Source organism: Piscinibacter sp. PDB1-1, from assembly GCF_056675995.1.
The window spans coordinates 75,666-99,085 of sequence record NZ_JBWVZJ010000003.1; the positions used below are offsets into that span (position 1 = coordinate 75,666).

At 66.5% G+C, this 23,420-nt stretch carries 22 protein-coding genes; 18 read left to right on the plus strand and 4 right to left on the minus strand.

Annotated features, from left to right (window positions below):
• Positions 1-37 precede the first annotated feature (37 nt).
• Genes AC1KAR_RS16320 through AC1KAR_RS16360 form a run of 9 tightly spaced genes read left to right on the plus strand, consistent with a single transcriptional unit; the run spans position 38 to position 9,132 of the window.
• A complete protein-coding gene (locus AC1KAR_RS16320; protein WP_480319585.1) occupies positions 38-2,344 on the plus strand; it encodes a type VI secretion system Vgr family protein in 2,307 nt (768 codons plus the stop codon).
• Positions 2,345-2,355: 11 nt separating this feature from the next.
• The gene (locus AC1KAR_RS16325; protein WP_480319587.1) at positions 2,356-2,904 is read left to right on the plus strand and encodes a DUF6484 domain-containing protein; all 549 of its coding nucleotides are present in this window, start codon (positions 2,356-2,358) and stop codon (positions 2,902-2,904) included.
• 13 nt (positions 2,905-2,917) lie between these two features.
• Positions 2,918-4,033 (plus strand): DUF2169 family type VI secretion system accessory protein, encoded by a 1,116-nt coding sequence (locus AC1KAR_RS16330; RefSeq protein WP_480319589.1) that lies wholly within the window; start codon positions 2,918-2,920, stop codon positions 4,031-4,033.
• Positions 4,030-5,061: a hypothetical protein gene (locus AC1KAR_RS16335; RefSeq protein WP_480319591.1), complete on the plus strand. Its 1,032-nt coding sequence runs from the start codon at positions 4,030-4,032 to the stop codon at positions 5,059-5,061. The genes AC1KAR_RS16330 and AC1KAR_RS16335 overlap by 4 nt, the downstream gene beginning before the upstream one ends.
• Positions 5,058-6,170, plus strand: a complete 1,113-nt coding sequence (locus AC1KAR_RS16340; RefSeq protein WP_480319592.1) for a PAAR-like domain-containing protein — start codon at positions 5,058-5,060, stop codon at positions 6,168-6,170. The genes AC1KAR_RS16335 and AC1KAR_RS16340 overlap by 4 nt, the downstream gene beginning before the upstream one ends.
• A 23-nt stretch (positions 6,171-6,193) precedes the next feature.
• Positions 6,194-7,177 (plus strand): hypothetical protein, encoded by a 984-nt coding sequence (locus AC1KAR_RS16345; protein WP_480319594.1) that lies wholly within the window; start codon positions 6,194-6,196, stop codon positions 7,175-7,177.
• Positions 7,178-7,214: 37 nt separating this feature from the next.
• Positions 7,215-8,483, plus strand: coding sequence for a TIGR02270 family protein (locus AC1KAR_RS16350; protein ID WP_480319595.1), 1,269 nt, complete (start codon positions 7,215-7,217; stop codon positions 8,481-8,483).
• Complete coding sequence (locus tag AC1KAR_RS16355; protein ID WP_480319597.1) at positions 8,483-8,659, plus strand: hypothetical protein; 177 nt, start codon at positions 8,483-8,485, stop codon at positions 8,657-8,659. Before AC1KAR_RS16350 ends, AC1KAR_RS16355 begins: the two co-directional genes overlap by 1 nt.
• Before the next feature lie 14 nt (positions 8,660-8,673).
• Positions 8,674-9,132, plus strand: a complete 459-nt coding sequence (locus AC1KAR_RS16360; RefSeq protein WP_480319599.1) for a GNAT family N-acetyltransferase — start codon at positions 8,674-8,676, stop codon at positions 9,130-9,132.
• Here AC1KAR_RS16360 and AC1KAR_RS16365 read toward each other — a convergent pair.
• Positions 9,108-9,398 (minus strand): DUF2277 domain-containing protein, encoded by a 291-nt coding sequence (locus AC1KAR_RS16365; RefSeq protein WP_480319601.1) that lies wholly within the window; start codon positions 9,396-9,398, stop codon positions 9,108-9,110. The genes AC1KAR_RS16360 and AC1KAR_RS16365 overlap by 25 nt on opposite strands.
• Positions 9,399-9,501: 103 nt before the next feature.
• On the opposite strand from AC1KAR_RS16365, the gene AC1KAR_RS16370 reads away from it, so the two are divergent.
• Genes AC1KAR_RS16370 through AC1KAR_RS16380 form a run of 3 tightly spaced genes read left to right on the plus strand, consistent with a single transcriptional unit; the run spans position 9,502 to position 13,227 of the window.
• Positions 9,502-11,343, plus strand: a complete 1,842-nt coding sequence (locus AC1KAR_RS16370) for a protein kinase domain-containing protein (protein ID WP_480319603.1) — start codon at positions 9,502-9,504, stop codon at positions 11,341-11,343.
• A gap of 7 nt (positions 11,344-11,350) precedes the next feature.
• Positions 11,351-12,364 carry a polysaccharide deacetylase family protein gene (locus AC1KAR_RS16375; RefSeq protein ID WP_480319605.1) on the plus strand — a complete coding sequence of 338 codons (1,014 nt, stop codon included), beginning with the start codon at positions 11,351-11,353 and terminating at the stop codon, positions 12,362-12,364.
• 8 nt (positions 12,365-12,372) lie between these two features.
• Positions 12,373-13,227, plus strand: a complete 855-nt coding sequence (locus AC1KAR_RS16380; RefSeq protein ID WP_480319607.1) for a tetratricopeptide repeat protein — start codon at positions 12,373-12,375, stop codon at positions 13,225-13,227.
• Here the strand turns inward: AC1KAR_RS16380 and AC1KAR_RS16385 are convergent.
• Positions 13,208-14,170: a LysM peptidoglycan-binding domain-containing protein gene (locus AC1KAR_RS16385; RefSeq protein WP_480319609.1), complete on the minus strand. Its 963-nt coding sequence runs from the start codon at positions 14,168-14,170 to the stop codon at positions 13,208-13,210. The genes AC1KAR_RS16380 and AC1KAR_RS16385 overlap by 20 nt on opposite strands.
• Positions 14,171-14,271: 101 nt before the next feature.
• Between AC1KAR_RS16385 and AC1KAR_RS16390 the strand changes: the two genes are divergently transcribed.
• The 4 genes from AC1KAR_RS16390 (at position 14,272) to AC1KAR_RS16405 (ending at position 19,047) form a co-directional block, all read left to right on the plus strand.
• Positions 14,272-15,624: a lytic murein transglycosylase gene (locus AC1KAR_RS16390; protein WP_480319611.1), complete on the plus strand. Its 1,353-nt coding sequence runs from the start codon at positions 14,272-14,274 to the stop codon at positions 15,622-15,624.
• Positions 15,625-15,774: 150 nt separating this feature from the next.
• Complete coding sequence (gene tagH / locus AC1KAR_RS16395; protein WP_480319613.1) at positions 15,775-17,748, plus strand: type VI secretion system-associated FHA domain protein TagH; 1,974 nt, start codon at positions 15,775-15,777, stop codon at positions 17,746-17,748.
• Positions 17,749-17,766: 18 nt separating this feature from the next.
• Positions 17,767-18,570: a PP2C family protein-serine/threonine phosphatase gene (locus AC1KAR_RS16400; RefSeq protein WP_480319615.1), complete on the plus strand. Its 804-nt coding sequence runs from the start codon at positions 17,767-17,769 to the stop codon at positions 18,568-18,570.
• Between the two features lie 3 nt (positions 18,571-18,573).
• Entirely contained in the window at positions 18,574-19,047 is a 474-nt protein-coding gene (locus tag AC1KAR_RS16405) for an LEA/WHy family protein (protein WP_480319617.1), read from the plus strand.
• A 46-nt stretch (positions 19,048-19,093) separates the two neighbouring features.
• On the opposite strand, the gene AC1KAR_RS16410 is transcribed toward AC1KAR_RS16405, so the two are convergent.
• Positions 19,094-21,355 carry a helicase-related protein gene (locus AC1KAR_RS16410; protein ID WP_480319619.1) on the minus strand — a complete coding sequence of 754 codons (2,262 nt, stop codon included), beginning with the start codon at positions 21,353-21,355 and terminating at the stop codon, positions 19,094-19,096.
• 128 nt (positions 21,356-21,483) lie between these two features.
• Here AC1KAR_RS16410 and AC1KAR_RS16415 point away from each other — a divergent pair, with 128 nt between their 5' ends.
• The gene (locus AC1KAR_RS16415) at positions 21,484-22,176 is read left to right on the plus strand and encodes a hypothetical protein (RefSeq protein WP_480319621.1); all 693 of its coding nucleotides are present in this window, start codon (positions 21,484-21,486) and stop codon (positions 22,174-22,176) included.
• Positions 22,177-22,289: 113 nt separating this feature from the next.
• The gene (locus AC1KAR_RS16420) at positions 22,290-22,562 is read left to right on the plus strand and encodes a hypothetical protein (protein WP_480319623.1); all 273 of its coding nucleotides are present in this window, start codon (positions 22,290-22,292) and stop codon (positions 22,560-22,562) included.
• 73 nt (positions 22,563-22,635) lie between these two features.
• On the opposite strand, the gene AC1KAR_RS16425 is transcribed toward AC1KAR_RS16420, so the two are convergent.
• Positions 22,636-23,370 (minus strand): hypothetical protein, encoded by a 735-nt coding sequence (locus AC1KAR_RS16425; protein WP_480319625.1) that lies wholly within the window; start codon positions 23,368-23,370, stop codon positions 22,636-22,638.
• Positions 23,371-23,420 lie beyond the last annotated feature (50 nt).

A 23,420-nucleotide genomic window follows, 5' to 3' on the forward strand; every position in this document is an offset into this window, starting at 1 on the left:
AATGCGCCGCAGCCACCGCAGTCCGAGAGAGCAGAACATGCCGTCTCCCATCTCACTCACCACTCCGCTGCCAGCCACCGACCTGCTCTTCGAATCGATGAGTGCGTCGTCGGGCCTGAGCATGCTCGGTGAGATGCAGCTCAACATGCTGAGCCTGCGGCCCGACCTGAAGCCCGAAGACCTTCTCGGCAAACCCGTCACCGTGACGGTGGAGCTGCGCGACGGGGCCAGGCGCCACGTCAACGGCTATGTCACCCGCTTCGGAATCGGCTCGCACCGTGGGCGGCACTACGGCTACAGCGCCGTGGTCCGGCCGTGGCTTTGGTTCCTCTCGCGCACCACCGATTGCCGAATCTTCCAGGAGATGAGCGTTCCCGACATCGTCAAGAAGGTGTTCGAAGACCACAGCATTGCCGATTTCGAATTCAAGCTCTTTCGCAGCTACCGCACATGGACCTACTGCGTCCAGTACCGGGAGAGCGACTACAACTTCATCGCCCGCCTGCTCGAACACGAGGGCATTTACTGGCACTTCGAACACGCGGACGGCAAGCACAAGCTCGTCCTAGTCGATTCGCAAAGCGCGCACAACGCCGTCGACCACCACGAGACCCTGCCCTTCTACGAAGCCGGCGGAATGGCGCCGCCCGACACCGAGTTCGTCTCGCGCTGGGCCTGCGCCCGCGAGGTGCGCACCGGTAAATCGGTGCTGACGAGCTACGACTTCGAGCGCCCGTCCACCAGCCTTCAGGTCGACAAGGACCACGCCCGCAGCCACGACCTTGCAGACTACGAAGTCTTCGACTACCAGGGCGACTACATTCAGTCGGCCGACGGCAAGCAGATCGCCGAAGACCGCATCGACGAGATGCAGACGCGCTTCGAATCCCTTCGCGGCTCCTCCAACGGACACGGCATCGAGGTGGGCCGACTGCTCAAACTGAGCCACCACCCGCGCGATGACCAGAACGCCGAGTACCTGATCACCTCGCTCGCACTCAACGCTCACATCGCCGGCCACGACTCCGGCGAAGAGAGCGGCGGCGACTTTCAATGCGACTTTGCCTGCATCCCCTCATCCCAACAGTTTCGTCCGCGCCGCCGCACTGCAAAGCCCTTCGTGCAAGGACCGCAGACGGCCGTCGTCGTCGGCCCTTCCGGCGAAGAGATCTACACCGACAAGTACGGCCGCGTGAAGGTGCAGTTCCACTGGGATCGCTACGGCAAGAAAGACGACAAGAGTTCCTGCTGGGTGCGCGTTTCCTCGCCGTGGGCGGGCAAGAACTTCGGCGCCATCCAGATCCCCCGCATCGGGCAAGAGGTGATCGTCGACTTCCTCGAAGGCGACCCCGACCAACCCATCGTCACCGGCCGCGTCTACAACGCCGAGCAGATGCCGCCGTGGGATCTGCCCGCGAATGCCACACAGAGCGGCATCCTCTCCCGGTCTTCAAAGGGCGCGGGCTACGACAACGCGAACGCGATTCGGTTTGAAGACAAGAAGGGTTCGGAGCAACTTTGGCTGCACGCCGAGAAGAACCAGGACATCGAGGTCGAGAACGACGAGACGCACTGGGTCGGGCACGACCGCACCAAGACAGTTGACAACGACGAGACGGTGCATGTGAAACATGACCGCACCGAGACCGTCGACAACAACGAGACGATCACGATTGGGGTGAATCGGACCGAGAGCGTCGGCAGCAACGAGGTGATCTCGATCGGCTCGAACCGCACCGAAGACGTTGGAAGCAACGAGACGATCACGATCGGGGCCAACCGCACGGAATCGGTTGGCGCCAACGAAGAGGTTTCGATCGGTTCAAACCGCACGGTGACCGTAGGCGCCAGCAAGACGGAGACGGTCGCGTTGCAGCGCACGAGAGCTGTGGGTGTGAATGAAAGCGTGGCGATCGGCGCCGCGCAGGAGATCGCCATCGGTGCGGCTCAGGTCGTCGCAGTCGGAGCCGCGCAGACCATCACGGTGGGAGCGAATCAATCGACCACAGTCGGCGTGAACCAGTCCAACAGCATTGGCGCCAAGCAAAGCACCGACGTCGGCGCCGATCGTTCATTGAACGTGGGCGGAGCCCAAAGCACCAGTGTCGCCAAGGCACGCACGACCAGCGTGGGCGAAGACGACGCCCTAAGCGTCGGAAAGAATCTCAAGATCACCGCCGCAGACTCCATCACATTGACCACAGGAAGCGCCAGCATCACGATGAAGAAAGACGGCACGATCACCATCAAGGGCAAGGACATCACGATCGAGGGCTCCGGCAAGATCAACGCCAAGGCCAGCAGCGACATCGTGATGAAGGGTTCGAAGATCCTGCAGAACTGACGAGGCAGACGATGAAACGCGACTCCCGAGCCCTTGAAGAATTGATGCCAGCCGAAGACGAAGCTGTCTCCACCGTGGGGTCTGCCATGTTGGCACCGCTCCTCGCGGCTCGTCCGGCCCACCTGGCGCCGCAGGCCCTACCGGAGGTGGTGATCGGCGAGATCGTCGCGCTGGCCGACGAAGGCCAGACGCCGCTCGTGCAGTATCCCGGCCAACCCGGAACGGCTGCGTTGCGCACTCGCACCGTGCTCGACCTGCATGGCCCCCACGTCGGCAAGCAGGTCGTGCTGGCATTCGAAGGTGGCGACCCTTCGCGCCCCATCGTGATGGGCGTGCTGCGCCAGCCCGGGGACCGGCCGCTGGAAGCTGGCGGTCAGGTAGAGGTGGATGCCGATGGGGCTCGCATGGTCGTCAACGCACGCGAGCAGCTGGTGCTTCAATGCGGCAAGGCGAGCATCACGTTGACGAAAGCGGGCAAGGTGCTGATCCAGGGCGGCTATGTGTCCAGCCGCTCGACCGGGGTCAATCGGGTCAAGGGCGGCTCGGTTCAACTGAACTGACGGCAGGTCCGCCATGGAGTTCACCAACGCCACGCGCATGACCGCCGGCTACAGCGTGGCCACGGAGGCCAGCGGCCGCGATCTGCTGGTCGTCGTGATCAAGGGCAGCTTTGTACTACCCAAGGCTGGAGAGGAGGTGCGTCTGCAGGACGAGCAACTGCCCCTCGTGATGGCCGATACCTTCACCGGTGAGCCCGGCATCACCGCCCCGCTGAATGAAGTGGACTTCGCACCGCGCAAACAGGCCTGCGACGTCTTGCTGCTGGGGAGCGCGCATGCCCCCGCTGGGCGGCAGGTCACACGCCAGCGGGTGAGCCTGCGCATCGGGCCCCTGAAGAAGAGTTTCGACGTCGTTGGCGACAGGGTCTGGCAGGCGGGCGTGACGGGCATTACCGCGTCTCATCCGACACCATTCACCCAGATGCCGATCTCCTACGACGTTGCTTTCGGTGGGGCAGATCGCAACAGCCCTGATGCGAGTGAACACGACGCCTATCTCGCGAACCCGGTCGGGCGCGGGTGGCACAAACACCTCAAGAACGCGTGGGTCGATGGCAAGCCCCTGCCCAACACAGAAGAGACCGGGCAGGCCGTCAAGTTCCCAAGCGACAAGTACATGCCCATGGCTCTGGGGGCCCTAGGGCGCGGCTGGCCGGCGCGCGCCCGCCATGCCGGTACGTATGACGACCGCTGGCTGGCCGACACATTTCCATTCTTGCCGGCTGACTTCGACGAGCGCTACTACCAAACCGCGCCCGAAGACCAGCAGCTGCCACTGCCAACGCAGCCATTGCCCGTCGCGCTCGAAGGGTTCACCGCCGATGGCCTGCGCGAGTTCACGCTCCCTCATTTCGAGGCGCCGGTGCATTTTTTCCCGAAGCGGGGCGAGCGCGAAAGTCGGGTCGCCAGCCTCGACACCATCGTGTTCGAGCCCGACCTGGAGCGCTTCACCATGACATGGCGCGTGGCACGCCCTCTGCGAGCAAGCATCCACGAGATTGCCCAGGTGCTGGTGGGTAAAAAGGGCAAGGAATGGTGGCAGCAACGCGACAAGCTGGCCTTCCCCATCCCGGTCGTGATGGTGCCGATGCACAAGCCGCAACCCAAACCCGCGCCATCTGCCGCATGAGCGCACACCTTCTTGCCATCCAGGGCACCGGGCTCGTCACATCGGTCGGCCTCACGGCCGAGCAGAGCTGCGCGGCTTTCCGCGCGAAGCTGACCAACCCGACCGAAACGCGTTTCGTCGCCTCAGATGGCAGATGGATCATGGCTCACCAGGTCGCCTTGGACAAACCATGGCGAGGCTCCACCAAGCTCGCCAAGATGGCCGCCATGGCCATCGACGAAGCACTGCAAGGGGTACCGCAAGCGCAGTGGGCGCAACTGCCCCTCTTGCTGTGTGTGGCCGAAACCGACAGGCCCGGGCGTGCTCCTGGTCTGGACGACGAGATCATGCAGCTCATCCGTGACGAGCTGGGGGCATCGTTCGGGCCGCAGTCGATGGTGGTGCCGCACGGGCGGGTCGGCGTGGCCGTTGCGCTCTCGCACGCGCGCTCTCTGGTCTCCGGATCCGCGGTGCCTCGTGTCTTGATCGCCGCCGTAGACAGCCTGCTGACCTGGCCCAGCCTCCACCCGCTCGATCAGAAGGGGCGCCTGCTCAGGGAGCACAACGCCAACGGCTTCATGCCCGGCGAAGCGGCCGGCGCGCTGCTGGTGGGTGCAGCCCAAGCCCAGGCCCCGGAGCTGTGGTGCACCGGCATCGGCTTCGGGCGCGAAGAGGCGCATATCGACAGCGGGGAGCCGCTGCGCGCAGAAGGTCTGTCCCAGGCGATCCGCGCCTGCCTTGCGGACGCCTCTTGCGAAATGCACGACATCGACTTCCGCATCACCGACCTGTCAGGAGAGCAGTACTACTTCAAGGAAGCCACGCTCGCCTTGTCGCGCACTTTGAGGCGATTGAAAGACGAGTTCGACATCTGGCACCCCGCTGAATGCACAGGCGAAACCGGTGCGGCGGCGGGCGTCACCGTCATTGCCATGGCCCGAGAGGCATGCCGCAAGGCCTATGCACAGGGGCACAACATCCTGGCGCATTGGTCCAACGACACTGGTCAGCGCGCCGCAGTCACTCTCCAGTACGGGGCTGCAAGATGAGCAACGAGGTCTATGCCAACACCATGGAGATTGCATGCAAGCAGGCGGCGGGCAAGGCGATCTGCGCCTTCCCTGACGTGTGCATGACGCCGCCTCAGACGCCTGCCACACCACCGGGCGTTCCTATTCCCTACCCCAACACCGGGCTCGCTTCAGACACGTCTGACGGCTCGACCAGCGTCAAGATCTCGGGCCAGGAGGTCATGCTCAAGAACAAGAGCTATTTCAAGAAGAGCTCGGGGGACGAAGCAGGTTCAGCACCGATGAAAGGCGTCGTCACCCACAAGATCACTGGCAAGGTCTACTTCAGCATGTGGTCGATGGACGTGAAGTTCGAAGGCGAAAACGTGGTGCGTCACCTCGACATGACCACCCACAACCACGGGTCGACCCCGCCGAACAGTTTGCCCACCGTCTACCAGGATCTGCTCGCGGCGCTTCCACCAGAATGCTCCACGCAGAAGACGGAGTTCGAATCCAAGTGTTCCTCTGCAACGGTCGAAGGCAACAAAGTCAAGAACTGCTCCGACGCCTGCAAGGACGCTCAGAAGTGCATCCTCGTGCCCAAGAGGCTCGACAAGAAGTTCTGCTGCGGTGAGAGCACTGATGACGACGAACGAACCGGTGACCACCTGGTCGAAGTTTCGTCTTTCACGCAGCCAGGCGGGCGCGGGGGCCTCTCGGGGATGGGCGTGACCCAAGCGGTGATTGCCGCCACGGGCGCGCAGATCTCGAGCCCCCTCTCGCAGGCGATCCCGCTCGAAAACACCTTCGATAACTACGACCAGTTCGAAGCGCCCACCGTGTGCGTCGGGAAAGACCACTCCGATCCGCTGCACCACAAGTTGCAAAGCCTGCGTGACAAGGCAAAGCGACGCCGGCGCAATGGCTTGCGCAACCAGCCTCTGGCGAGCTGGGGGCCGGATCCGGCCAAGCACAATTCTTATGCGACGCTCGAAGAATCCATCCAGGACGGCGCCTGGGCGCACCACCAGACCTTCCAGCAATGCCCCAAGGACTGCACCGAGAAGCAATTGGAGGCCTATCACGTCGACGAAGCCGGGATACCAGCAGACACGCCGGTGCGAACGGCGACCGTCCTGAGCTGATCCCCGTACCAAGAGGTTTCCACTTGACCACCATCGCGTTGTCCAGGTTCTGCGAGCTGTTTCCGCCCATCGATGCGTGCGTCGTGAACGAAACGCAGTGTCTTCTGCTGCTGAGCCAGCCTCCCGATCCCATGCTGCTCGAGCGGCGAAGTGCGCTGGTGGTGGTCGATCGATCCACCGCCAGGGCATCGGTGCTGGGCGAGTTCCCAGGCGCGGCCGAACTTGTGCTGTGGTTTCACGGGCGGGACGCCCTCGGCGCAGGCCTGCACGCGCTGATCACCTCCCCCGGCGGCACGTTGTGGCAGCTTCAGCCGGGCGGCGCGGTGACGCAGATAGACGATGCCTTCGGCTCCGAGGGCCCGGACCTTTTTGGCTATCTCGGCTGCTGCGTGCAGCAAGATGGATTCGTCTATGTCGGAGGGATGAGCAACCAGCTCTATCGTTCGCCGTTGAACCAGACTCGCTTCGAGCGCAGTGATGATTCCTTCCTGGATCGAGACATGAACGAGGCCGACGCTGCCATCTACGGCCTTGCCGATCTGGGTGGCAAGTCACTGGTTGCTGTCGGTGGAGGCGGGATGATCCTGTCGATCACGGGCCAGCAGAGCCGGCGGCTCGACAGCGCCACCAACGCCATGCTGAATGCCGTCTGCGCTCTTGATGCCACCACCTTTGTCGCGTGCGGGGCCAGCGGCGTGCTTCTTCAAGGGTCGATCGAGGGCTGGTGCCGCACAGCCGAAGACTCGGAGTTCAGCGGCTACTTCTCCGATGTCAGATTGCAAGGCGATCGTCTGCTCTGGATAGGAACCCAGACCCTCTATGCCTCGCCCGTCACCGAGCGATGGAGCGAGCTGGCTCCGGTTGCAGGAGCGCCAGCCGTCAGCCGTTTCGCGCGTGGCGGCACATCGACATGGGCCATCCATTCGAAGCGCATCGGCTGGTCCGCCGACGCCCGCGAGTGGAGATGGGTGTCTACCGACGACATCGCCGTCGAAGTCACGGCATGACGTCGCGCTTGCGTCATCTTTGAGCGCACTTCGCCACATGGCAGCGTTCCAGCGACCACCCATTGCGGCTGTTGTCTCCCAGCATCTGGAAGACGCTGCGCTGCTGCGATCCGTGCGCGAGGTGCTTGTGAATGGCCCGCACGTGAAACTGCACCAACTCGGTCGCACCGACGAGAGGTTGGCGGCCCATCTCGACGGTCTGGTCAATGCTGGCGACTACGGCGCGAGGCTCAGCCAGGCGGCACTCGAATCACCCGGCATGGGCACGCTCTTTGCGGCCGCAATTCTGGCGGTCGAGCGCCGCGACATGGAACAGATCACGCGCCTGCTGTCGTTGCTGGATTTGGTGCCCGATGCCGACCGCGCGCTGTCTTCGGCGATGGGCTGGGCAAGCCCCGCGCGATTGCGCGGACTCACGACCGCCTTGCTGGCTGCAGACTCGCCCGCCTCTCGCTGGCTCGGTGTGTCCGCATGCGCCTTGCATCGCGTAGACCCCGGCCCCGCGCTGGATGCTGCGATCGAACACCCCGACACCCGATTGCGCTCTCGTGCCCTGCGTGCTGCAGGCGAGCTCGGCCGGGTCGACCTGTTGCCAGCCTGCCTCCGCCATCTCACGGACGAAGCTTCTTCCACCGGCCTTGCCGCCGCCCTGTCCGCGGTCATGCTGAATGACCGCCACCAAGCCGTCGAGTCTTTACGGTCATTCGCGCTGAAGCCCAGCCCTGCACAGCCAGAAGCGCTCAGGCTGGCCCTCTTCACCTCCGATGCCAAAGCCGCGCAGTTGCTGGTTCGACAACTGGCCGCACAGGGAGCAAAGCTGCGCCTGCTCATCACGGCATCTGGCTGGGCCGGCGATGCACACGTGATGCCCTGGCTCCTCAAGCAAATGGAAGACGACGCCCTCGCGCGAGTTGCTGGCGAGGCCTTCAGCTTCATCACCGGCGCCGACCTGGCCTGGCTTGACTTGGAGCGCAAACCACCCGAGACGCCAGCCGCAGGCCCCACCGATGACCTGGACGACGACGACATCGCGCTCGATGAGGACGAAAGCCTCCCTTGGCCGGACCTGTCCAAGCTCAGCGATTGGTGGAAGGCGAATGCCCATCGCTTCCCCACGGGCGCGCGGCTCTTCGCAGGCGCCTCACCCACAACAAACCACTGCCTCCAAGTCCTGAAGGAACACACGCAGCGCAGGCGCATGGCCGCGGCCCTGTACATGAGCCTGCTCAAACCCGGCACCGCGCTCTTCAACTGTGCCGCGCCGGCGCGCCGTCAAGAGCGCCTTCTCGCGCAAATGGAAGCCTGATGCCTGAGCTGCGGTTCATCTTCGCCATCCTCGGCCTCCTTTTCCTGCTGCTCGCCGGCTGGCGCTACCTGCGCGCCGGCAGCCTCGTTCCGCAGGCCAAGACCTGGCTCATCATCGGCATCATCTTCTCGCTGGTAGCCGCCTGGCTGTGGCTCTACCAGTCCGGTATGCACTGAACGAGAATCCTGCGATGGACATGCTGATCAAGCTCTACGCCTTGCCGGCACTTTCGCGATCGCCAGCAGAAGGCCTCGCCATCCGCAAACCGATCGGACCAGAGCACGATCTCCTGCTCGCCTGGATCACCGAGCACTTCGGTGCCGGCTGGGCCAGCGAAGCCCGCGTGGCCTTGTCGAACCAGCCGGTCAGTCTCTTCATCGCCACCCAGTCCGGCGCCTCCATAGGCTTCGCCTGCTACGACGCCACCGCCCGCGGCATGTTCGGTCCCGTTGGCGTCGCACCCAGCGCAAGAAAGGCCGGCATAGGCGCAGCCTTGCTGCTGGCCTGCCTGCACGACATGCGCAGCCAAGGCTATGCCTACGCCGTGGCGGGCTACGTCGGCTCGCAAGACTTCTTCCGCCGCGTCGCCAACGCCACCCCGATCGAAGGCTCCGAGCCCGGGCTCTACCGCGACATGCTGCGCGGCTGAGTGCCGAAGCGCTCTGCCGATCGCGCCTTCGCCTTGGCCGCCTCGACCTCCCGATCACGCGGCTCGGCGGTCGTCACGAGCGAACGGATCAGAATGCGGGCCGCAGCCGCCACGTCTTCCACCGCTCGGTCGAACGCCTCTTCGTTGGCTTTCGATGGCACATTGAACCCACTCAGCTTGCGCACAAACTGCAGCGACGCATCCCGGATCTCCAGCTCGGTCGCCGGCGGCTCGAAGTTGAAGAGTGTCTTGATGTTTCGGCACATAAGGTGAAGCCCCTAGATTGCATGACTTTCGTTGATTGCCAATGGTGCCTTCGGGCCCGATAACTGCAACCCTGTCACGAGACGCTGTCCCCGAGGCTGGTCCATGTCTTCTCCCACCGACCCACCCGAACGCCAACCCGCACGCCCCCCGATCGACACCGAGGCCACTCGGGCCGTGAGTGAAACGAGCAGTGGGCAGTCCAAATTCGATACCTTGCCGACGGCCGAGCGCGCAGTCAACCAAGGCGCGAACGCGCCGCGCCTGGTGGGCCGTTACCGGGTGATCAGCCGCATCGGCCGTGGCGGCATGGCCAGTGTCTACAAGGCACACGACCCGAGCATCGACCGGGCGATCGCGATCAAGTTCCTGCACCCCGAGTTCTGCGAACAAGAGGAGTACCGCGCCCGCTTCCTTCGTGAAGCGCGCGCCGCCGGCAACCTGTCGCACCCCAACATCGTGACGGTGCACGACGTGGGCGAGATCGACAACCGGCCGTACATGGCCATGGAGCTGATCGAAGGCGAGCCGCTCAACGAGTTGATGTCCCGCGTGGGGCCCATGCCCATCGCGGACGTGATCGCCATCGGCATCCAGCTTGGCAAGGCGCTCGACTACGCGCACAGCAAAGGTGTCGTGCACCGCGACATCAAGCCATCGAACATCATGTGCGTCGCGGGTGCGCAGAACGTCAAGGTCACCGACTTCGGCATCGCGCACGTCACGTCGGCATCGGCCGCGCATCAAACGCGCGTGGGCGACGTGCTCGGCACGCCGCAGTACATGTCACCCGAGCAGACCAAGGGCAACAAGGTCGATGGCCGCTCGGATCTGTTCTCGGTGGGCATCATCCTGTACCAGATGCTTGCCGGCCAGGCGCCGTTCAAGTCGGACAGCATCGTGGCGCTGGCCATGATGATTGCCAACGACGAGCCCGTAGCCATCCAGAAGCTGCGGCCCGACATCCCTCAAGACATGCGCCGGATCGTGGAGCGCTGCCTGGCCAAGTCGCCCGACCGCCGTTTCCAGACGGGCCGCGAGTTGGCTGACGCGATGATCCGCCTGCAGCGAGACCTCGAGGAAGAGGCACGCGAGAAGGGCCGCTCCAAGATCATGCCGCTGCGCGTGAAATGGGCGCTGATGATGGGGGCCGTGGTGCTGGTGGTGATGGCGATCACGGGCACGGTGGTCCACAAGCAGCAGACGGCGGCAATGATGAGCCAGGTGATGGACTACGGAGCCTCGCTCAGCCGCTTCATCGCGGCGCAGAACGCGCTGTCTGCGCTGGCCGATGAGTGGGTGCCGGTGGACGTCTCGCTGCAAGAGATCATGAAGACGCGCGACTTCACCGAAGTCACCATCGTAGACCGCGCCGGCATGGTGCGCGCCTCCAGCCAGGCAACGCGCGTCGGGCAGCCGTACAAGCCGTACGCGGGCGAGCAACTCGGCAAGCGCGGCGGCGAGGTCGCCGTCACGCGGTATGTCGACGGTGCGGACACGGTGCTCGGTTTCGAGGCACCCATGACCTTCCAAGGCAAAACGGTGGGCCGTGTGGCGCTCGGCATTGCCGAGAAGCCGCTGGCATACGTGGCGCGGTTGAGCCTCATGCTGATGGTGGTGCTCGTGCTCGTGACCGTGGTGGCGGTGGCGTTGGCCATGTACTTCCTGGCCAACTGGTTCGCACGGCCGATCAAGACGCTCACGCAATCGATGAGCGAGATCGCGCAGGGCCGGCTCGACCACCGAATCGCCGAAGACCGCAAGGACGAGTTCGGCCTGCTCTTCAACGCCTTCGACGGCATGGCGCAGGCGTTGCAGCACCGCTACATGCCTGCAGCACGGCCGCCCGCACCACAAGAGACCCCCGGCCCGCGCCCACCCACGGGCGCGGCCGCCACCAACGCAGCCGGGCCCAAGCCGGGCGACACCCACAAACTGAATCCCTGACACCACCGTGCGCTGGCCCCTCCTGTTTCTCGCATCCGTGGTGGCGCTGCTCGGCGCATGCGCCACGACGCCGTCTGATCCGCCATCGGTCACCCCCGCACCCGCATCGAGCGAAGGTGTCATCGGCCGCAACGAACGCTGGCTGCTCTACATGCCCTCTGCGCATGACACCAATGCGAGCATTGCAACGCGCTTTCTCGGCAACGCCAAGCGCGACTGGGAGGTGGCCGAGGCCAACGGCGGCGCCAAGGCGCGGGTGGGCTACCCGGTCGTGGTGCCGCTCAAGCAGGCCAACCCGACTGGTGTGCGGCGTGATCGCTACCAGACCGTCACCATCCTCTGCTACCACCGCATCGGCAATCCGGTGAGCCGCATGACCGTGTCGAGCGCGGCCTTCGCGGAGCAGCTGGAATGGCTGGCGCGCAATGACTACCGAGTGGTGCGCCTTCAAGACGTGGCCGCGTTCATCGATGGCAAGCAGGCCCTGCCTGCGCGGTCGGTGGTGTTGACCTTCGACGACGGCTACGAGTCGTACTACCGACAGGCCTACCCGCTGCTCAAGAAGTACGGCTATCCGGCCACGGTGTTCCTGTACAGCGATTTTGTCGGCGCCGCCGACGCCCTCACCTGGCCGCAGATGCAGGAGATGATCTCCACCGGCCTCATCGACATCCAGGCCCACTCCAAGACGCACGCCAACCTGATCAACCGCCTGCGCGACGAGAGCGATTCTGCCTACCGGCAGCGAATTGACACCGAAACGCGCTCCCCACGCGACCTGATCGAGCGCCGCCTGAAGCTCGACGTGAAAGACTTCGCCTACCCCTACGGCGATGCCAACGAAATCGTCACCGACTCGCTTGCGCGCAACGGATACCGCATGGGTGTCACAGTGAACCCCGGCGGCACGCCCTTCTTCGCGCACTCGTTCATGCTGCGGCGAACCATGATTTACGGCAACCACGATCTGGATGCCTTCAAGGCCCGCGTGCAAATCAGTCGCCCCTACAGCCTCCCGTAACGCCCACCATGTCGCCCACCACGCAACGCCTTGCCGCCGTGCTGCTGTGCGCCCTGATCGGCGCCTGCAGTTCCACTCGCACCAACACGTCAGCCCCTTTCATGGGCACGGCCGAACCTGAGGGGGTGACTTCATTCGAGAAGAAGCAGGTCGAAGCCGCCACAGCGTTCGAGCAGCATGGCGCGTACTTCGAGGCCGCACAGACCTGGGAGGTGCTCTCGTTGCTCCGCCCCGGGCGATACGACAGCCGCCTCGAAGCCGCGCAGGAGAAGGCCGAAAGCCGCGCGCGCGAGTATTTCGGCCGAGCGCAAGCCGCCCAGAAGCGAGGCGATGCCGCCGAAGCCGAGCGCTATTACCTCGCCGTGATGGCCCTTCAGCCCCAGAACGCCGACGCCGCCAATGCGCTGCGCGGCATTGAACGCTCGCGTACGCGGCAGGAGTACATGCTCAAGCCCGGCCGCATGCAGCAGCCGGCAGAAGCGGCCGCCAAGCGGCCCGCCACGCCCCCCGTGGCGAGCAACCCTCTGGTGATGGAACAGGCTTCGAACTTCGCCAGCGGCGGCGACTTCGACGAGGCCATCGAGCTGCTAAACGGCCAGTTGAAAGCCGAGCCCGCAGACCAGGCCGCGCGCGAGATGCTGGCCGATATCTACTTCAAGAAGGCCCAATCGCTGCAGGCCAAGGATGCAGCGGCGGCGCTCGCCGCCGCCCGAAGCTGCCTGCGCGTCCAGAGCAAGCACGCGGGCTGCAGGGGAATCGTGGCCGCAGCCACACCGACGCCTGCACCTACCGCAGCGGCCCCGGCCAAGGCGCCGACCAAGACGCCTACCCGCACGGGCGCGTTCAGCCCGGCAAAGCCTTGACCTTGTCCTTCAAGCGCAGCGCCTTCTGCTTCTCGAGGCGCGCGGTCTCGTTGGTGGGGTCGATCTCGAGCACCTGATCCCAGGACCGGATGGCGCCGTCGAGGTCCTGGCGGGCCATCGCGGCGTGGGCATTGCGTGAGTGGATGTCGACCAGCCGCTTGGCGGTGGCATCGGCCTTCGCCGCGCCCTGGGGGTGGCCCAGCGTGCCGGCGCGCCGGTAGTCGGCCATCGCCTTCTCGTACATGCCGGCCTTGTACGCCGCTTCGCCACTGCGATAGGCCACTTCGGCCGCGCTGGGTTCAGCCGGCGCGGGTGCAGGCGGCGGCGGTGGCGGCGCGGCGACCACGGGTGCCGCTGCGGCAGGAGGTGGCTCGGCCCGGCGCTCTGCGCGCGGAGGCGGCGCGGCCGACACGGCGGGCGCCTTGCCCGGGATGCGGATCACCTGCCCGGCCGGCACCTGGCGCGGCACCTTGATGTTGTTGTAGCGCGCGAGGATGTGGAAGGCGTAGATGTCGCCGAGGTAGGTGCCAGCAATGCGAGACAAAGTGTCGCCGCTGCGCACGGTGTACGGGAACGACTCACGACCCAGCGCCGCCATCGGGTCTTCGGTCATCTGGCGCGTGAGGTTCTGCGCGAGCTTGTTGTTCGGGTCGAGAGAGAGTGCAGATTGAAGCTCGGTGCGGGCTTGGTCTTCGTTGCCCAGTTCGAGCGACTCGATCGCGCCTTGCGCGATCTTCTGCGCCTGCTGCTGCTGGGCAGCGGTGGGCGGCGGCGGGGGCGGCGGAGCGACAACCGGAGCACTGGCCGCCGGGGCGGGGCCGGTCGCGGCCGTATCGGCGCTGCCGCTTGGCATGTTGCCGCATCCCACGAGCGGGGCAATCGTTGCGGCCGTCAGCACGATGGAAGCGAAAGACGTCACGCCATGGCGGATGGATGCGGTCATGCTTTTGTAACGTGGATGCTGAGACACGGGCGATTGTGCATCCACAAGCCGCCCGTACGTCGAATCTGCGGGGTTAGCATGGGGCTGCCACTTGACGAGGGATGCCCGTGCGCAACGCCAAGCTCGCCCTGCCCGGCGTACTGCTCTGCAGTCTTCTGGGTGTGACCAGCCTCCCGGCCTGGCCGGGTCAGGCGGAGTTGGACGCCTGCCTGAAACAGCTGCGCGCCCAAGCTGCCGCGCAGGGCGGGATCACGCCACAGGTCTTCGATCAGTTCGTCACGCAGATCGACTACGACGCGCGGCTGGCCGAGCCCGGCATCCCGCAGCCGGAGTTCTTCAACCCGACTTGGGAGTACTCCGCCTATCTGGTCGACGACCAGCGCATTGCCGAAGGGCGCGCGGTGATGGCGCGCTGGGCGCCCCAGTTGCAATACATCCAGGCGCAGACCGGCGTGTCGCCCGCCACGGTCGTCGCGTTCTTCGGCGTCGAGACCGACTTCGGCCGCTACCCCGGCAGCTACCCGGTGCTGCAGTCTCTGGCCAACCGCGCCTGCGGGTCGGTCTCTGCCACGCCGGCGGCCAAGGCGAACGCGCGGCGCCAGTTCTACGCGGCGATCGAGGTGCTGCGCCTGGGTGACATCGCCCCCGAGGTCTTCGTCGGCTCCTTCGCGGGCGCCTTTGGGCACACGCAGTTCATCCCCGCCACCTATCTGGAGCATCGCGGTCAGCCCGGCAGGTTGTTCGCGGATGGCGACCAGGACGGCCGCGTCGACACCGTGCGCAGCGTGCCCGATGCGCTGATGATCACGGCCCGCAAGCTCAGTGCCGATGGCTGGCGGGCCGGCCAGCCGTGGGCGCTGTCGGTCACGCTGCCTGCAGATTTCGACCGCTCGCTCGCGCTGCGCGAGCGGGCCTTTGGGGGCACGCTCTACGGCCGCGTGTCGAAACAGCTCTTCGACGCCAACCGCCGCCCGCTGGCCGAGTGGCTGAGGCGTGGCGTGCTGGTCGATTTACCACCCGCGGGTCTCGCGCCCGAGACACCCTTCGTTCTGCTGAGCATGAACGACGACGCGGAGGGGCCATACCTGCTGGCCTCGTCCAACTTCGAAGCGCATTACAAGTACAACCATTCGCTCAACTACGCCTACGCCGTGGGCATGCTGGCCGACTACATCCAGGGCGACATCCCACCCATGTTGCGCTGGGCGAGTGAGCAGCGGGGCTTGTCGCGCCCCGAGATCCGTGAATTGCAATGCCTGCTCTCGGCGCGCTACCCGGAGGTGCGGGCCGATGGCAACCCCGGGTCGAAGACCCGCCAGGCGATCAGCACCGAAGAGGCTCGCCAGGGCTTGAAGCCCACGGGCCGCACCACCGACGTACTGCTCAACCGCTTGCGCGATGCGGCGCCGCCCGATGACGCCTGTCTCGGCGCACGGCCGGCACGCGATTCCTGAATCGCAACGACCGCGCCGCTGCCCAGCGTCGCAATCGGCGCTCCTTGCCGGATGACTTTCGTTCATTGCCTTGCGTCATCGGCGGCCGGATAAAGCAAGCTTGGGCATCCCCTCGTTTGAGGACAGCCCGTCGCGCCCCCTGGAGCTCCCATGAATCTCGTGATTCGCGCCCACACACTCAAGAACGACACCCTGACGCAGGCCATCACCGGGCACTTCGACGAACGCGGCGGCACGATCGGGCGTTCCGACACCAATACGCTCACCCTGCCCGACCCTGAGCGCCACATCTCGCGGTTGCAAGCCGAGGTGTGGTTCAGCAGCGGCGCGTTTTCCATCCGCAACGTGGGGAGCGCCAACGCCATCCTGCTCAACGGGCGCGCCATCAGCCCCGGAGAAAGCGCGGCACTCAACCATGGCGACGAAATCGTCATCGCCGGGTACGGCATGCGCGCCTCGGTGAGCGACAACAACGAACCCGCCACGCAGGCACCCATGGATGCGCGCACGGTGATCCGGGCCTCGGCCTCCGACATCCGCACCAACCCACGGCTGCGCGCCGCGGCGGCCGCTGCAGCGCAAGCCAAGGCGGCCACGCCGATGCCGGCGGCATCGATCTCGGCACCGCCGACACCTGCGGCACCGCCCACCGCCACGCCAGCCAGGGCGTCCGCACCGACGACAGCGCCCCCCGCCGGCAACCCGTTCGCCGATCTCCTGGCCAACGCCGCACCGCCCACCGCCAACGACCCGTTCGCCGGCCTGCTGGGCCCCGTCAGCAAGACCAACCACCCCACCACCACTGCCCACGTGCGCATGCCGTCACCGGGTGCCGCACCTGCGCGCCTGCCCGACGATTTCGATCCCTTTGCCGATCTGCCCGCAGCGGGGGCGTCCGCCGCGTCCGTGGCTTCCGCCAAGGGCCCGCTCGACACCTTCATGCGCGGCGCGCCGTCAGCGTCGCCCGCTTCGGCGCCGGGCGATCCCCTGCCCACGGATCTCGGCCTCGGCGATCTGCTCGGCAAATCGTCGGCTGGTGGCAACCTGGACGAAGCCTTTGGCTTGAGTGCAGCGCCCGCTGCCGGCAGCGACCCGCTCGCCGCGTTTCTCGCGCCCGCCAAACCTGAGGCAGGCGCCGCGCCCGAGAACAAGGACCCGATGGCCATGTTCGATGCGCCCGCCTCGCACCGCCCCCCCGCGCCCGCGCCGGCCGCAGCCTTCAACCACACGCCGGAGATGAAATCCGCGTACGCGCCGCCCGCCGTCAAGGCGCCACCGGAGCCCATGGCGGCGGCCCGCGCTCCCGTCACCGCACCCAAGCCCGAGGCCGCCCCAGCGCCACCGCCAGCCCCACGCCGACCTGTTCCCGCCGCGATGCGCGTGGACGACACGAGTTCGCCCGCCACCGTGCCCGGCATCAAGAGCTCCGAACTCGAGTTCGACTCGGCCCCGGCGCCATTCGATGCACTGCCGCCCGAGGCCGAAGCGCCCGCCACGTCGTCCCGGCCGCTCGCCGCCGGCGAGGTCGACGCGCTCTGGGCCGCCTTCTGCGAAGGCGCCGGCGTGCGCATCAAGCTCCCGCAAGGCCTCACGCCCGAGTTGATGAAGCTGCTGGGGCAGGTGATGCACCACTCGATCGACGGCACCATCAAGCTCGTGGCTGTTCGCGCCGCCGCCAAGCAGGAGTTGCGCGCCGACGTGACCACCATCCAGGCGCGCAATAACAATCCGCTCAAGTTCTCGCCCGATGCCGGGGTGGCGATCGAGCAGTTGCTGCAACCCCCGATGCGCGGCTTCCTGATGGGCCCCGACGCGGTGAACGACGTGATGAACGACCTAGTCGGCCACGCCATCGGCACCATGGCCGGCATGCGCGCTGCGCTGGCGGGCGTGCTCGAACGCTTCGAACCCGCGCGGCTCGAAGGCAAGCTCACCGGCAGCAGCATGCTCGACAGCGTGCTGCCCATGAACCGCCGCGCCAAGCTGTGGGAGCTGTACCTGCAGCACTACAAGCGCATCCGTGACGACGCACAGGACGACTTCCACGATCTCTTCGGCAAGGCCTTCATCAGCGCCTATGAAGAACAGCTGGATCGGCTGGACGAATCCCGCCACCCCATCTGACCCTGAAAGACGCACGCCATGCTCCAGGTTGAGATCGCCACGCGATGCGAGGTCGGTGGGCGCAGCCACAACGAGGACGACATGCGCCACGGCCAGAGCGGGGCGCTCTGGTATGCGGTGCTGTCCGACGGAGCCGGGGGCCACCGCGGGGGTGCCATCGCATCCGACATCGTCGTGCGTGTGACGGCGCTCGGCCTGCAATCGTCCACCGAGCTCAGCCCCGAGCAGCTCACCCAGGTCGTGTGCGAGACCAACGAGACGCTGGTTCAGAGCCAGGACAAGCGCAGCCGCGACCGCATGCATGCGACGCTGGTGGCGTTGTGGATCGACGCCGAGCGCGAAGAAGCCCTCTGGTCGCACGTGGGCGACTCGCGCCTGTACATGCTGCGCCACGGCCGCGTGACCCACATCACCGAAGACGACAGCGTGGTGCAACGCATGCTGAGCGCGGGCTACCTCACGCCCGAAGAAGCTCGCAACCACCCGAGCAAGAACCAGTTGCTCAGCGCCATGGGCACCGAAGAGGGTGTCGAGCCGAATACGCTGCCGCAGCGCGCGCTGATCGCCGACGGCGATGCCTTCCTGCTCTGCTCAGACGGATGGTGGGATCACTTCGACACGCAGACCATCGAGTCGATGCTCGCTACATCGAAGACCCCCGACGAATGGCTGGGCCTGATGGCGAGCGGGATCCAAGCCGCCGCCTTGCCGCGCCAGGACAACTACAGTGCGATCGCCGTGTGGGTGGGTGACCCCAGCGAGGCCACGCAGATGTCCAGCCTGTACGACGAGACCGAACCCGACCGACTTTCAGGGCCTTGAACGATGAACAGACGTGAATGTTGTCGATGGGCCGCAGCCGCGGCGGCCGCCTGGCTGCTCTCGGGCTGCGCAGGCTTCGGCACACCCTTGCAGGTCAACATGGTGGGCGTCGAGCCGATGCAGGGCCAGGGCATGGAAATGCGCCTGGCCGTCAAGCTGCGCGTGCAGAACCCGAACGACACACCCGTCGACTACGACGGCGTCTCCCTGTCGATCGACATGGCCAACACCACCTTCGCCACCGGCGTGAGCGACGCGCAAGGCACCGTGCCCCGCTTCGGCGAGTCGGTCATCACGGTGCCCGTGTCGGTATCGGCGATGGCTGCCATGCGGCGCGTGATGGGCATGGTGGCAAGCAAGGAGAGCGGCCCGGTGGAGTACGCCCTGCGCGGCAGGCTCTCCGGTGGCGCCCTGGGCGGCAGGAGCTTCGAGTCGACAGGCAAGTTCGACTGGTCGGAGTTGATGCGCAGCAAGTGAGGCCGCGAGGCTCGCGCGAGCCATGGCCTCGCGCACGACACCGGCCTCAATGCATGCGCCGCATGCCACGCCGAAGCTGCGCCAGCGGCTTCTTGCCCTTGAGCTGCCGCTCGATGCCGTCGTTGAGCACCTCGCGCAGCGCCACCACCTCGTCGCCATGCCCGTAGACACCCGGGAAGCGCAGGCTCAGCCAGAGCCACAAGGTGCACGAGCGCAACGCCTGCTCCATGCGGTCGAGGCGGCTGTGGCCGTCCACGTCGTCCAGGAACCACGGCCGCCCTGCCCGGCCGGTGCGCGCGTGGCTGCTGCTCCATTGCAGGAACTCCTGCACCTGCGATTCAGTGCGTGAATCGACCGGCGCCTGCGCGTAGGTGAAGCGCTGCCGCAAAGTCAGGCTCGCGGCGCTCTGGTCGAGTTGTTCGGCCAGCTCCAGCATCTGCTCCAGCTCGGCGACTGCAAAGTGAGCGTCGTCGAGCCGCAACTGCTCCATGAACACGCCCAGCACCTCGCGCAGGCGGGTGAGTTGCAGGCGCGACGCAATCGTGTCCACATGCCACCCGTTCGGCGCCACCGGCGCCTTGAAGTCACGCGGCGCCCTCGGCGTCTTGGGCAGCAGCTCCTTGAGCACCTTGGCGGCGCTCGGTTCGGCCTCTTTCAAGACACCGGTGTAGCCCTCTTCATGCATGCCGAAGCGGCCGGCGCGGCCGGCGATCTGGTGCACTTCGGATTCGTCGAGCGTGCGGGTGCCCTGGCCGTCGAACTTGCTCAAGGTGCTGAAGAGCACGCGCCGGATCGGCAGATTCAGGCCCATGCCGATGGCATCGGTGGCCACGAGAATGTGCGACTCGCCCTCGGCAAAGCGCTCGGCCTCGCGGCGCCGCACTTCGGGCGGCAGCGCACCGTAGATCACCGACACCGGGTGCCCGCTGGCCGCGATCTGGTCGCGCAGCATCAGCACGTCACGGCGGCTGAAAGCCACCACCGCGTCGCCCAGTTGCAGGCTGGAGATGGGTACCGGGTGGGCCAGCAACTCCACGTGCTGCTTGCGCTCGAAGTGCCTCACCTCGCAGCGCTCACCGCACAGGCCGAGCAGGTTCTCGATGGCGGGCACCGCGTAGCTCGAGCAGATGATGATGACCTCTTGCGCCGGCACCGCCACGATCGCCTGTGTCCAGGCCCAGCCGCGGTACGGGTCGAAGAGCATCTGCGCCTCGTCGATCACCGCCACCTCGATCGGCTTGCCGGTGGCGACCATCTCGATGGTGCTCGACACCACGCGTGCGGCGTCTGCGGGCACGTTCTCTTCGCCGGTGAGCAAAGAGCACGGCACGCCGCGCGCCGCGAGGCGGTCACGACCTTCTAGCGCCAGCAGGCGCAGCGGCGCGAGATAGGCCCCGTGCCCTGATGCCGCCAAGCGCTCGAACGCCGCATGCGTCTTGCCGCTGTTGGGCGGGCCGACGAAGAGCTTCACGCGGCGCTGCAACTGCCGCGCCTGAGGGAAGGAATCCGGGTAGCCCTGGAAGGCGAGTTCGGTGTGCAGGCCCTCGAGCGTGTCGAGTTCCGTGGCGTGATGCTCCCAGCGATCCTGCGCGCGCGTGCAAGCGGCCAGCAGCTCCTGCGGGTGCGCCGTGGCCTGCGGCAACGCGCACTCCGACTGCAGGCGCGGGAGCAGCGCCTGCAGATGCCGCGGCGTGTAGGCCCGGCTGCGCGCGGCGAGCTTGTTCAGGTGAGCGAGCAAGGTGTCGGCATGCGGGTACGACGGCACGGGCCCGAGCGCCTGCAACAAGGCCGCCTGATCGCCCGTGCGGTAGTAGGCCCAGATCGGGGCCTCATCGACCGGCACCCTGAACAGCACGGGCACCTTCCAGCCCGACTCGTCGAGGTGCAGCGTATCGGTGGCCACGCGCGTCCACGCGCCGGCATCGCGCGAAACGCCCAGCGCGTCGAGCACCGCGCTGCGCTCGAGCATCAGGGGCCGCACTTCGGGGCCGCTGCCGAGTGCATCGAGGTGCTGGAGCGCCGTGTCGATCAGGCCCGGTGCGATCCAGCGGCTGGGGCGCGCACCGGCCACCGCCTTTTGCAGCAGCACGAGGCCCAGCTTGTCGAGGTGATCTTCGAAGCCTGCGCTGCGCTCTGGCACGTAGTCGGCCGGCTTGACGACCTGCGGCAGCAGGTAGGCGGCCTGACGGATCCGGTTGAAGTCTTCCTTGCGGATGTGGGCAGGGATGCGCCGGGCGTGGCGCGGGTTGGGCAGGCTCAGGGTCTCGGAGGGGCTCGTGGCCGCACCGTCTTGCAGTTTCTCGGGCATGCAGGACTGTAAGGGCGTGTCAGCGTGTTCAAGCAGCCGTTCGCGTTTGGCACATCGTGTTTCACGGGGGCTTTTCGCTGGTTGTACCCTGCCCCATTCCCCTGAAATCAGCTCTGAAGTACCTCGCAATGTTCGGTCAGTCCAAACCCGTCGTCCTCGAGTCCTATGGCAGCCGCCGAAAGGGGGGGCGCCCGCCGCGCTGGCTGTTGCTCCTGTTAGGCGGCATGGCGCTCGGTGCCGTGGTGGTCTTGGTGATGCAGGAGCGTTACCTGCCCAAGCGCCTGTCGGCATCCGCATCGGCCGAATTGACCAGTGCCTACGAAAAGGCCGACGCCGAGCGCACGCGCCTGCAGCGCGAACTGGGCGACTCGCAGAAGCAACTCCAGAGCGCGCTTGCCGACAAGAAGCGCCTCACCGGTGAACTGGCCGGTGCCCGCTCCGACAGCGAGGGGCTGCGGCAGGATCTGAGCAGCATCGTGGCTTCACTGCCGCCCGATCCGCGCGGCGGCAGCGTCGAGGTACGCGCCGGCCGATTCACCACCAAAGGCGGCGCCCTTGTCTACGATGTGGTGCTGACACGCGATCGCTCTGGCGGCAAGCCGCTCGCCGGGGTTCTGCAACTCACCGTGTCGGGGCAGTCGGCGCGCGGCCCGGACACCTCGGTGGCGCTCAAGCCCGTGGCGCTGGAACTCGGCAGCCATGAGGTGGTGCGCGGCAGCCAGGCGCTGCCCGACGGCTTCAAGCCACGCGAGACCACGGTGCAGGTGCTCGATCGCGTGGCAGGCAAGCCGCTCGGCATGCGCGTGATGTTGGTCAAGTAGGCGGTGTCCGACACTCGTGGACGCCGCCTGGCGCCTCGGTCGGCATATGGATTGCCCGTTTCCAGCACCGGGGCGCGAGCCCCGCCCCTGAAACCACTGGAAAGGAGTCCGACATGAGACACGGATTGAATCTCGCAGCCGTGGTCGCCCTCGTGGCAGCCGCCGGCCTGAGCATTGCCCAGACCACGACAACCGACCAGCAACCCTCCATGGCCGCGCAGCCCACGAGCCCACCCACGGTCACGACGACTCAGACGCCGCCGATCACGCCCGACACGCAGCCCTCGAGCAGCAACATGGGCACGACCGGCAGCCCGAGTTCGAGCACCACGACCAGCCCGAGCATGAGCACCGACATGCCGGCGCCGCGCGCCGATCGCAACTGATTCGTCCGGTGACTTCGTCAACAAGCCGGGCCTTCGGGCCCGGTTTTCGTTGGTCCGGCCTTGAGCACCAGGGCTACGCCGAGCGACCCGGGCGTGCCACAGCAAACACTGAGCCGAGGGGCCGCGTTTCCGGCAGCACGTAGACGACCGTAGGGCCACGCCTCGCCATTGGCGCGATCACGTCGTCATAGAACGGCGCCGGCAGGTTGATGCAGCCGTAGGAGATGCGGTTGTCCGCCGACGTCGGCGACGCCAACCGCTGCAGACGGCGCTCGCTTGCCTGCGTCGCGCGCACGCGGTGCATCGACACCGCCGCGTTGTAGTCGACCCAGACCACGTCCTCGCCATCGAGATTGATGCCGGGGCGGGCCACGAAGCGCCCGGCGGGCGTGATGCGTTCCTCGGGGCGAACATCGGCCACCTTGCGCGTGCCGATGCCCGGTACCGAATCGTCGCCGCGAGCCAACCCGAGAAGCGCCGGGCTGGCACGTTGCAACGTGCCGGAGGCGTCGTACGCCAGCACGCGGGCCTGGCGCTTGTCGACGATCACGAACGGCCGCTGGCCCGCATCGCCACTTCGCACGGCCCATTGCGCCAGCGCTTCGGCGTCCGTGGTCGGGCCCTGTGGTTGCACGCCAGACAGCATCTGGGTGGTGGCCACAGGCTGGCGGGCGGTCACCCGCTGCACGGTCGTTCCCAGGATGATCTCGACCGATGCAATGGCGATCAACGCCAGCAGCCCGTTCCAGCGCGTTGCAGGCGCAGGATCGGCATCATTTGCAGGGGTCGGCGCGGGCTTGTTGTTCATGCCGGACGCGGGCAATCTGCGCTCCACGCGCCCAGCATGGGCATGCCTGA

Excerpts from the sequence above, each read along its gene's own strand:
- AC1KAR_RS16350 (WP_480319595.1), top strand. The coding sequence starts at position 7,215 with ATGGCAGCGTTCCAGCGACCACCCATTGCGGCTGTTGTCTCCCAGCAT.
- AC1KAR_RS16330 (WP_480319589.1), top strand. The coding sequence starts at position 2,918 with ATGGAGTTCACCAACGCCACGCGCATGACCGCCGGCTACAGCGTGGCC.
- AC1KAR_RS16365 (WP_480319601.1), bottom strand. The coding sequence starts at position 9,398 with ATGTGCCGAAACATCAAGACACTCTTCAACTTCGAGCCGCCGGCGACC.
- tagH (WP_480319613.1), top strand. The coding sequence starts at position 15,775 with ATGAATCTCGTGATTCGCGCCCACACACTCAAGAACGACACCCTGACG.
- AC1KAR_RS16370 (WP_480319603.1), top strand. The coding sequence starts at position 9,502 with ATGTCTTCTCCCACCGACCCACCCGAACGCCAACCCGCACGCCCCCCG.
- AC1KAR_RS16415 (WP_480319621.1), top strand. The coding sequence starts at position 21,484 with ATGTTCGGTCAGTCCAAACCCGTCGTCCTCGAGTCCTATGGCAGCCGC.
- AC1KAR_RS16385 (WP_480319609.1), bottom strand. The coding sequence starts at position 14,170 with ATGACCGCATCCATCCGCCATGGCGTGACGTCTTTCGCTTCCATCGTG.
- AC1KAR_RS16380 (WP_480319607.1), top strand. The coding sequence starts at position 12,373 with ATGTCGCCCACCACGCAACGCCTTGCCGCCGTGCTGCTGTGCGCCCTG.
- AC1KAR_RS16340 (WP_480319592.1), top strand. The coding sequence starts at position 5,058 with ATGAGCAACGAGGTCTATGCCAACACCATGGAGATTGCATGCAAGCAG.
- AC1KAR_RS16390 (WP_480319611.1), top strand. The coding sequence starts at position 14,272 with ATGCCCGTGCGCAACGCCAAGCTCGCCCTGCCCGGCGTACTGCTCTGC.
- AC1KAR_RS16355 (WP_480319597.1), top strand. The coding sequence starts at position 8,483 with ATGCCTGAGCTGCGGTTCATCTTCGCCATCCTCGGCCTCCTTTTCCTG.
- AC1KAR_RS16420 (WP_480319623.1), top strand. The coding sequence starts at position 22,290 with ATGAGACACGGATTGAATCTCGCAGCCGTGGTCGCCCTCGTGGCAGCC.
- AC1KAR_RS16405 (WP_480319617.1), top strand. The coding sequence starts at position 18,574 with ATGAACAGACGTGAATGTTGTCGATGGGCCGCAGCCGCGGCGGCCGCC.
- AC1KAR_RS16410 (WP_480319619.1), bottom strand. The coding sequence starts at position 21,355 with ATGCCCGAGAAACTGCAAGACGGTGCGGCCACGAGCCCCTCCGAGACC.
- AC1KAR_RS16335 (WP_480319591.1), top strand. The coding sequence starts at position 4,030 with ATGAGCGCACACCTTCTTGCCATCCAGGGCACCGGGCTCGTCACATCG.
- AC1KAR_RS16425 (WP_480319625.1), bottom strand. The coding sequence starts at position 23,370 with ATGAACAACAAGCCCGCGCCGACCCCTGCAAATGATGCCGATCCTGCG.
- AC1KAR_RS16360 (WP_480319599.1), top strand. The coding sequence starts at position 8,674 with ATGGACATGCTGATCAAGCTCTACGCCTTGCCGGCACTTTCGCGATCG.
- AC1KAR_RS16325 (WP_480319587.1), top strand. The coding sequence starts at position 2,356 with ATGAAACGCGACTCCCGAGCCCTTGAAGAATTGATGCCAGCCGAAGAC.
- AC1KAR_RS16400 (WP_480319615.1), top strand. The coding sequence starts at position 17,767 with ATGCTCCAGGTTGAGATCGCCACGCGATGCGAGGTCGGTGGGCGCAGC.
- AC1KAR_RS16320 (WP_480319585.1), top strand. The coding sequence starts at position 38 with ATGCCGTCTCCCATCTCACTCACCACTCCGCTGCCAGCCACCGACCTG.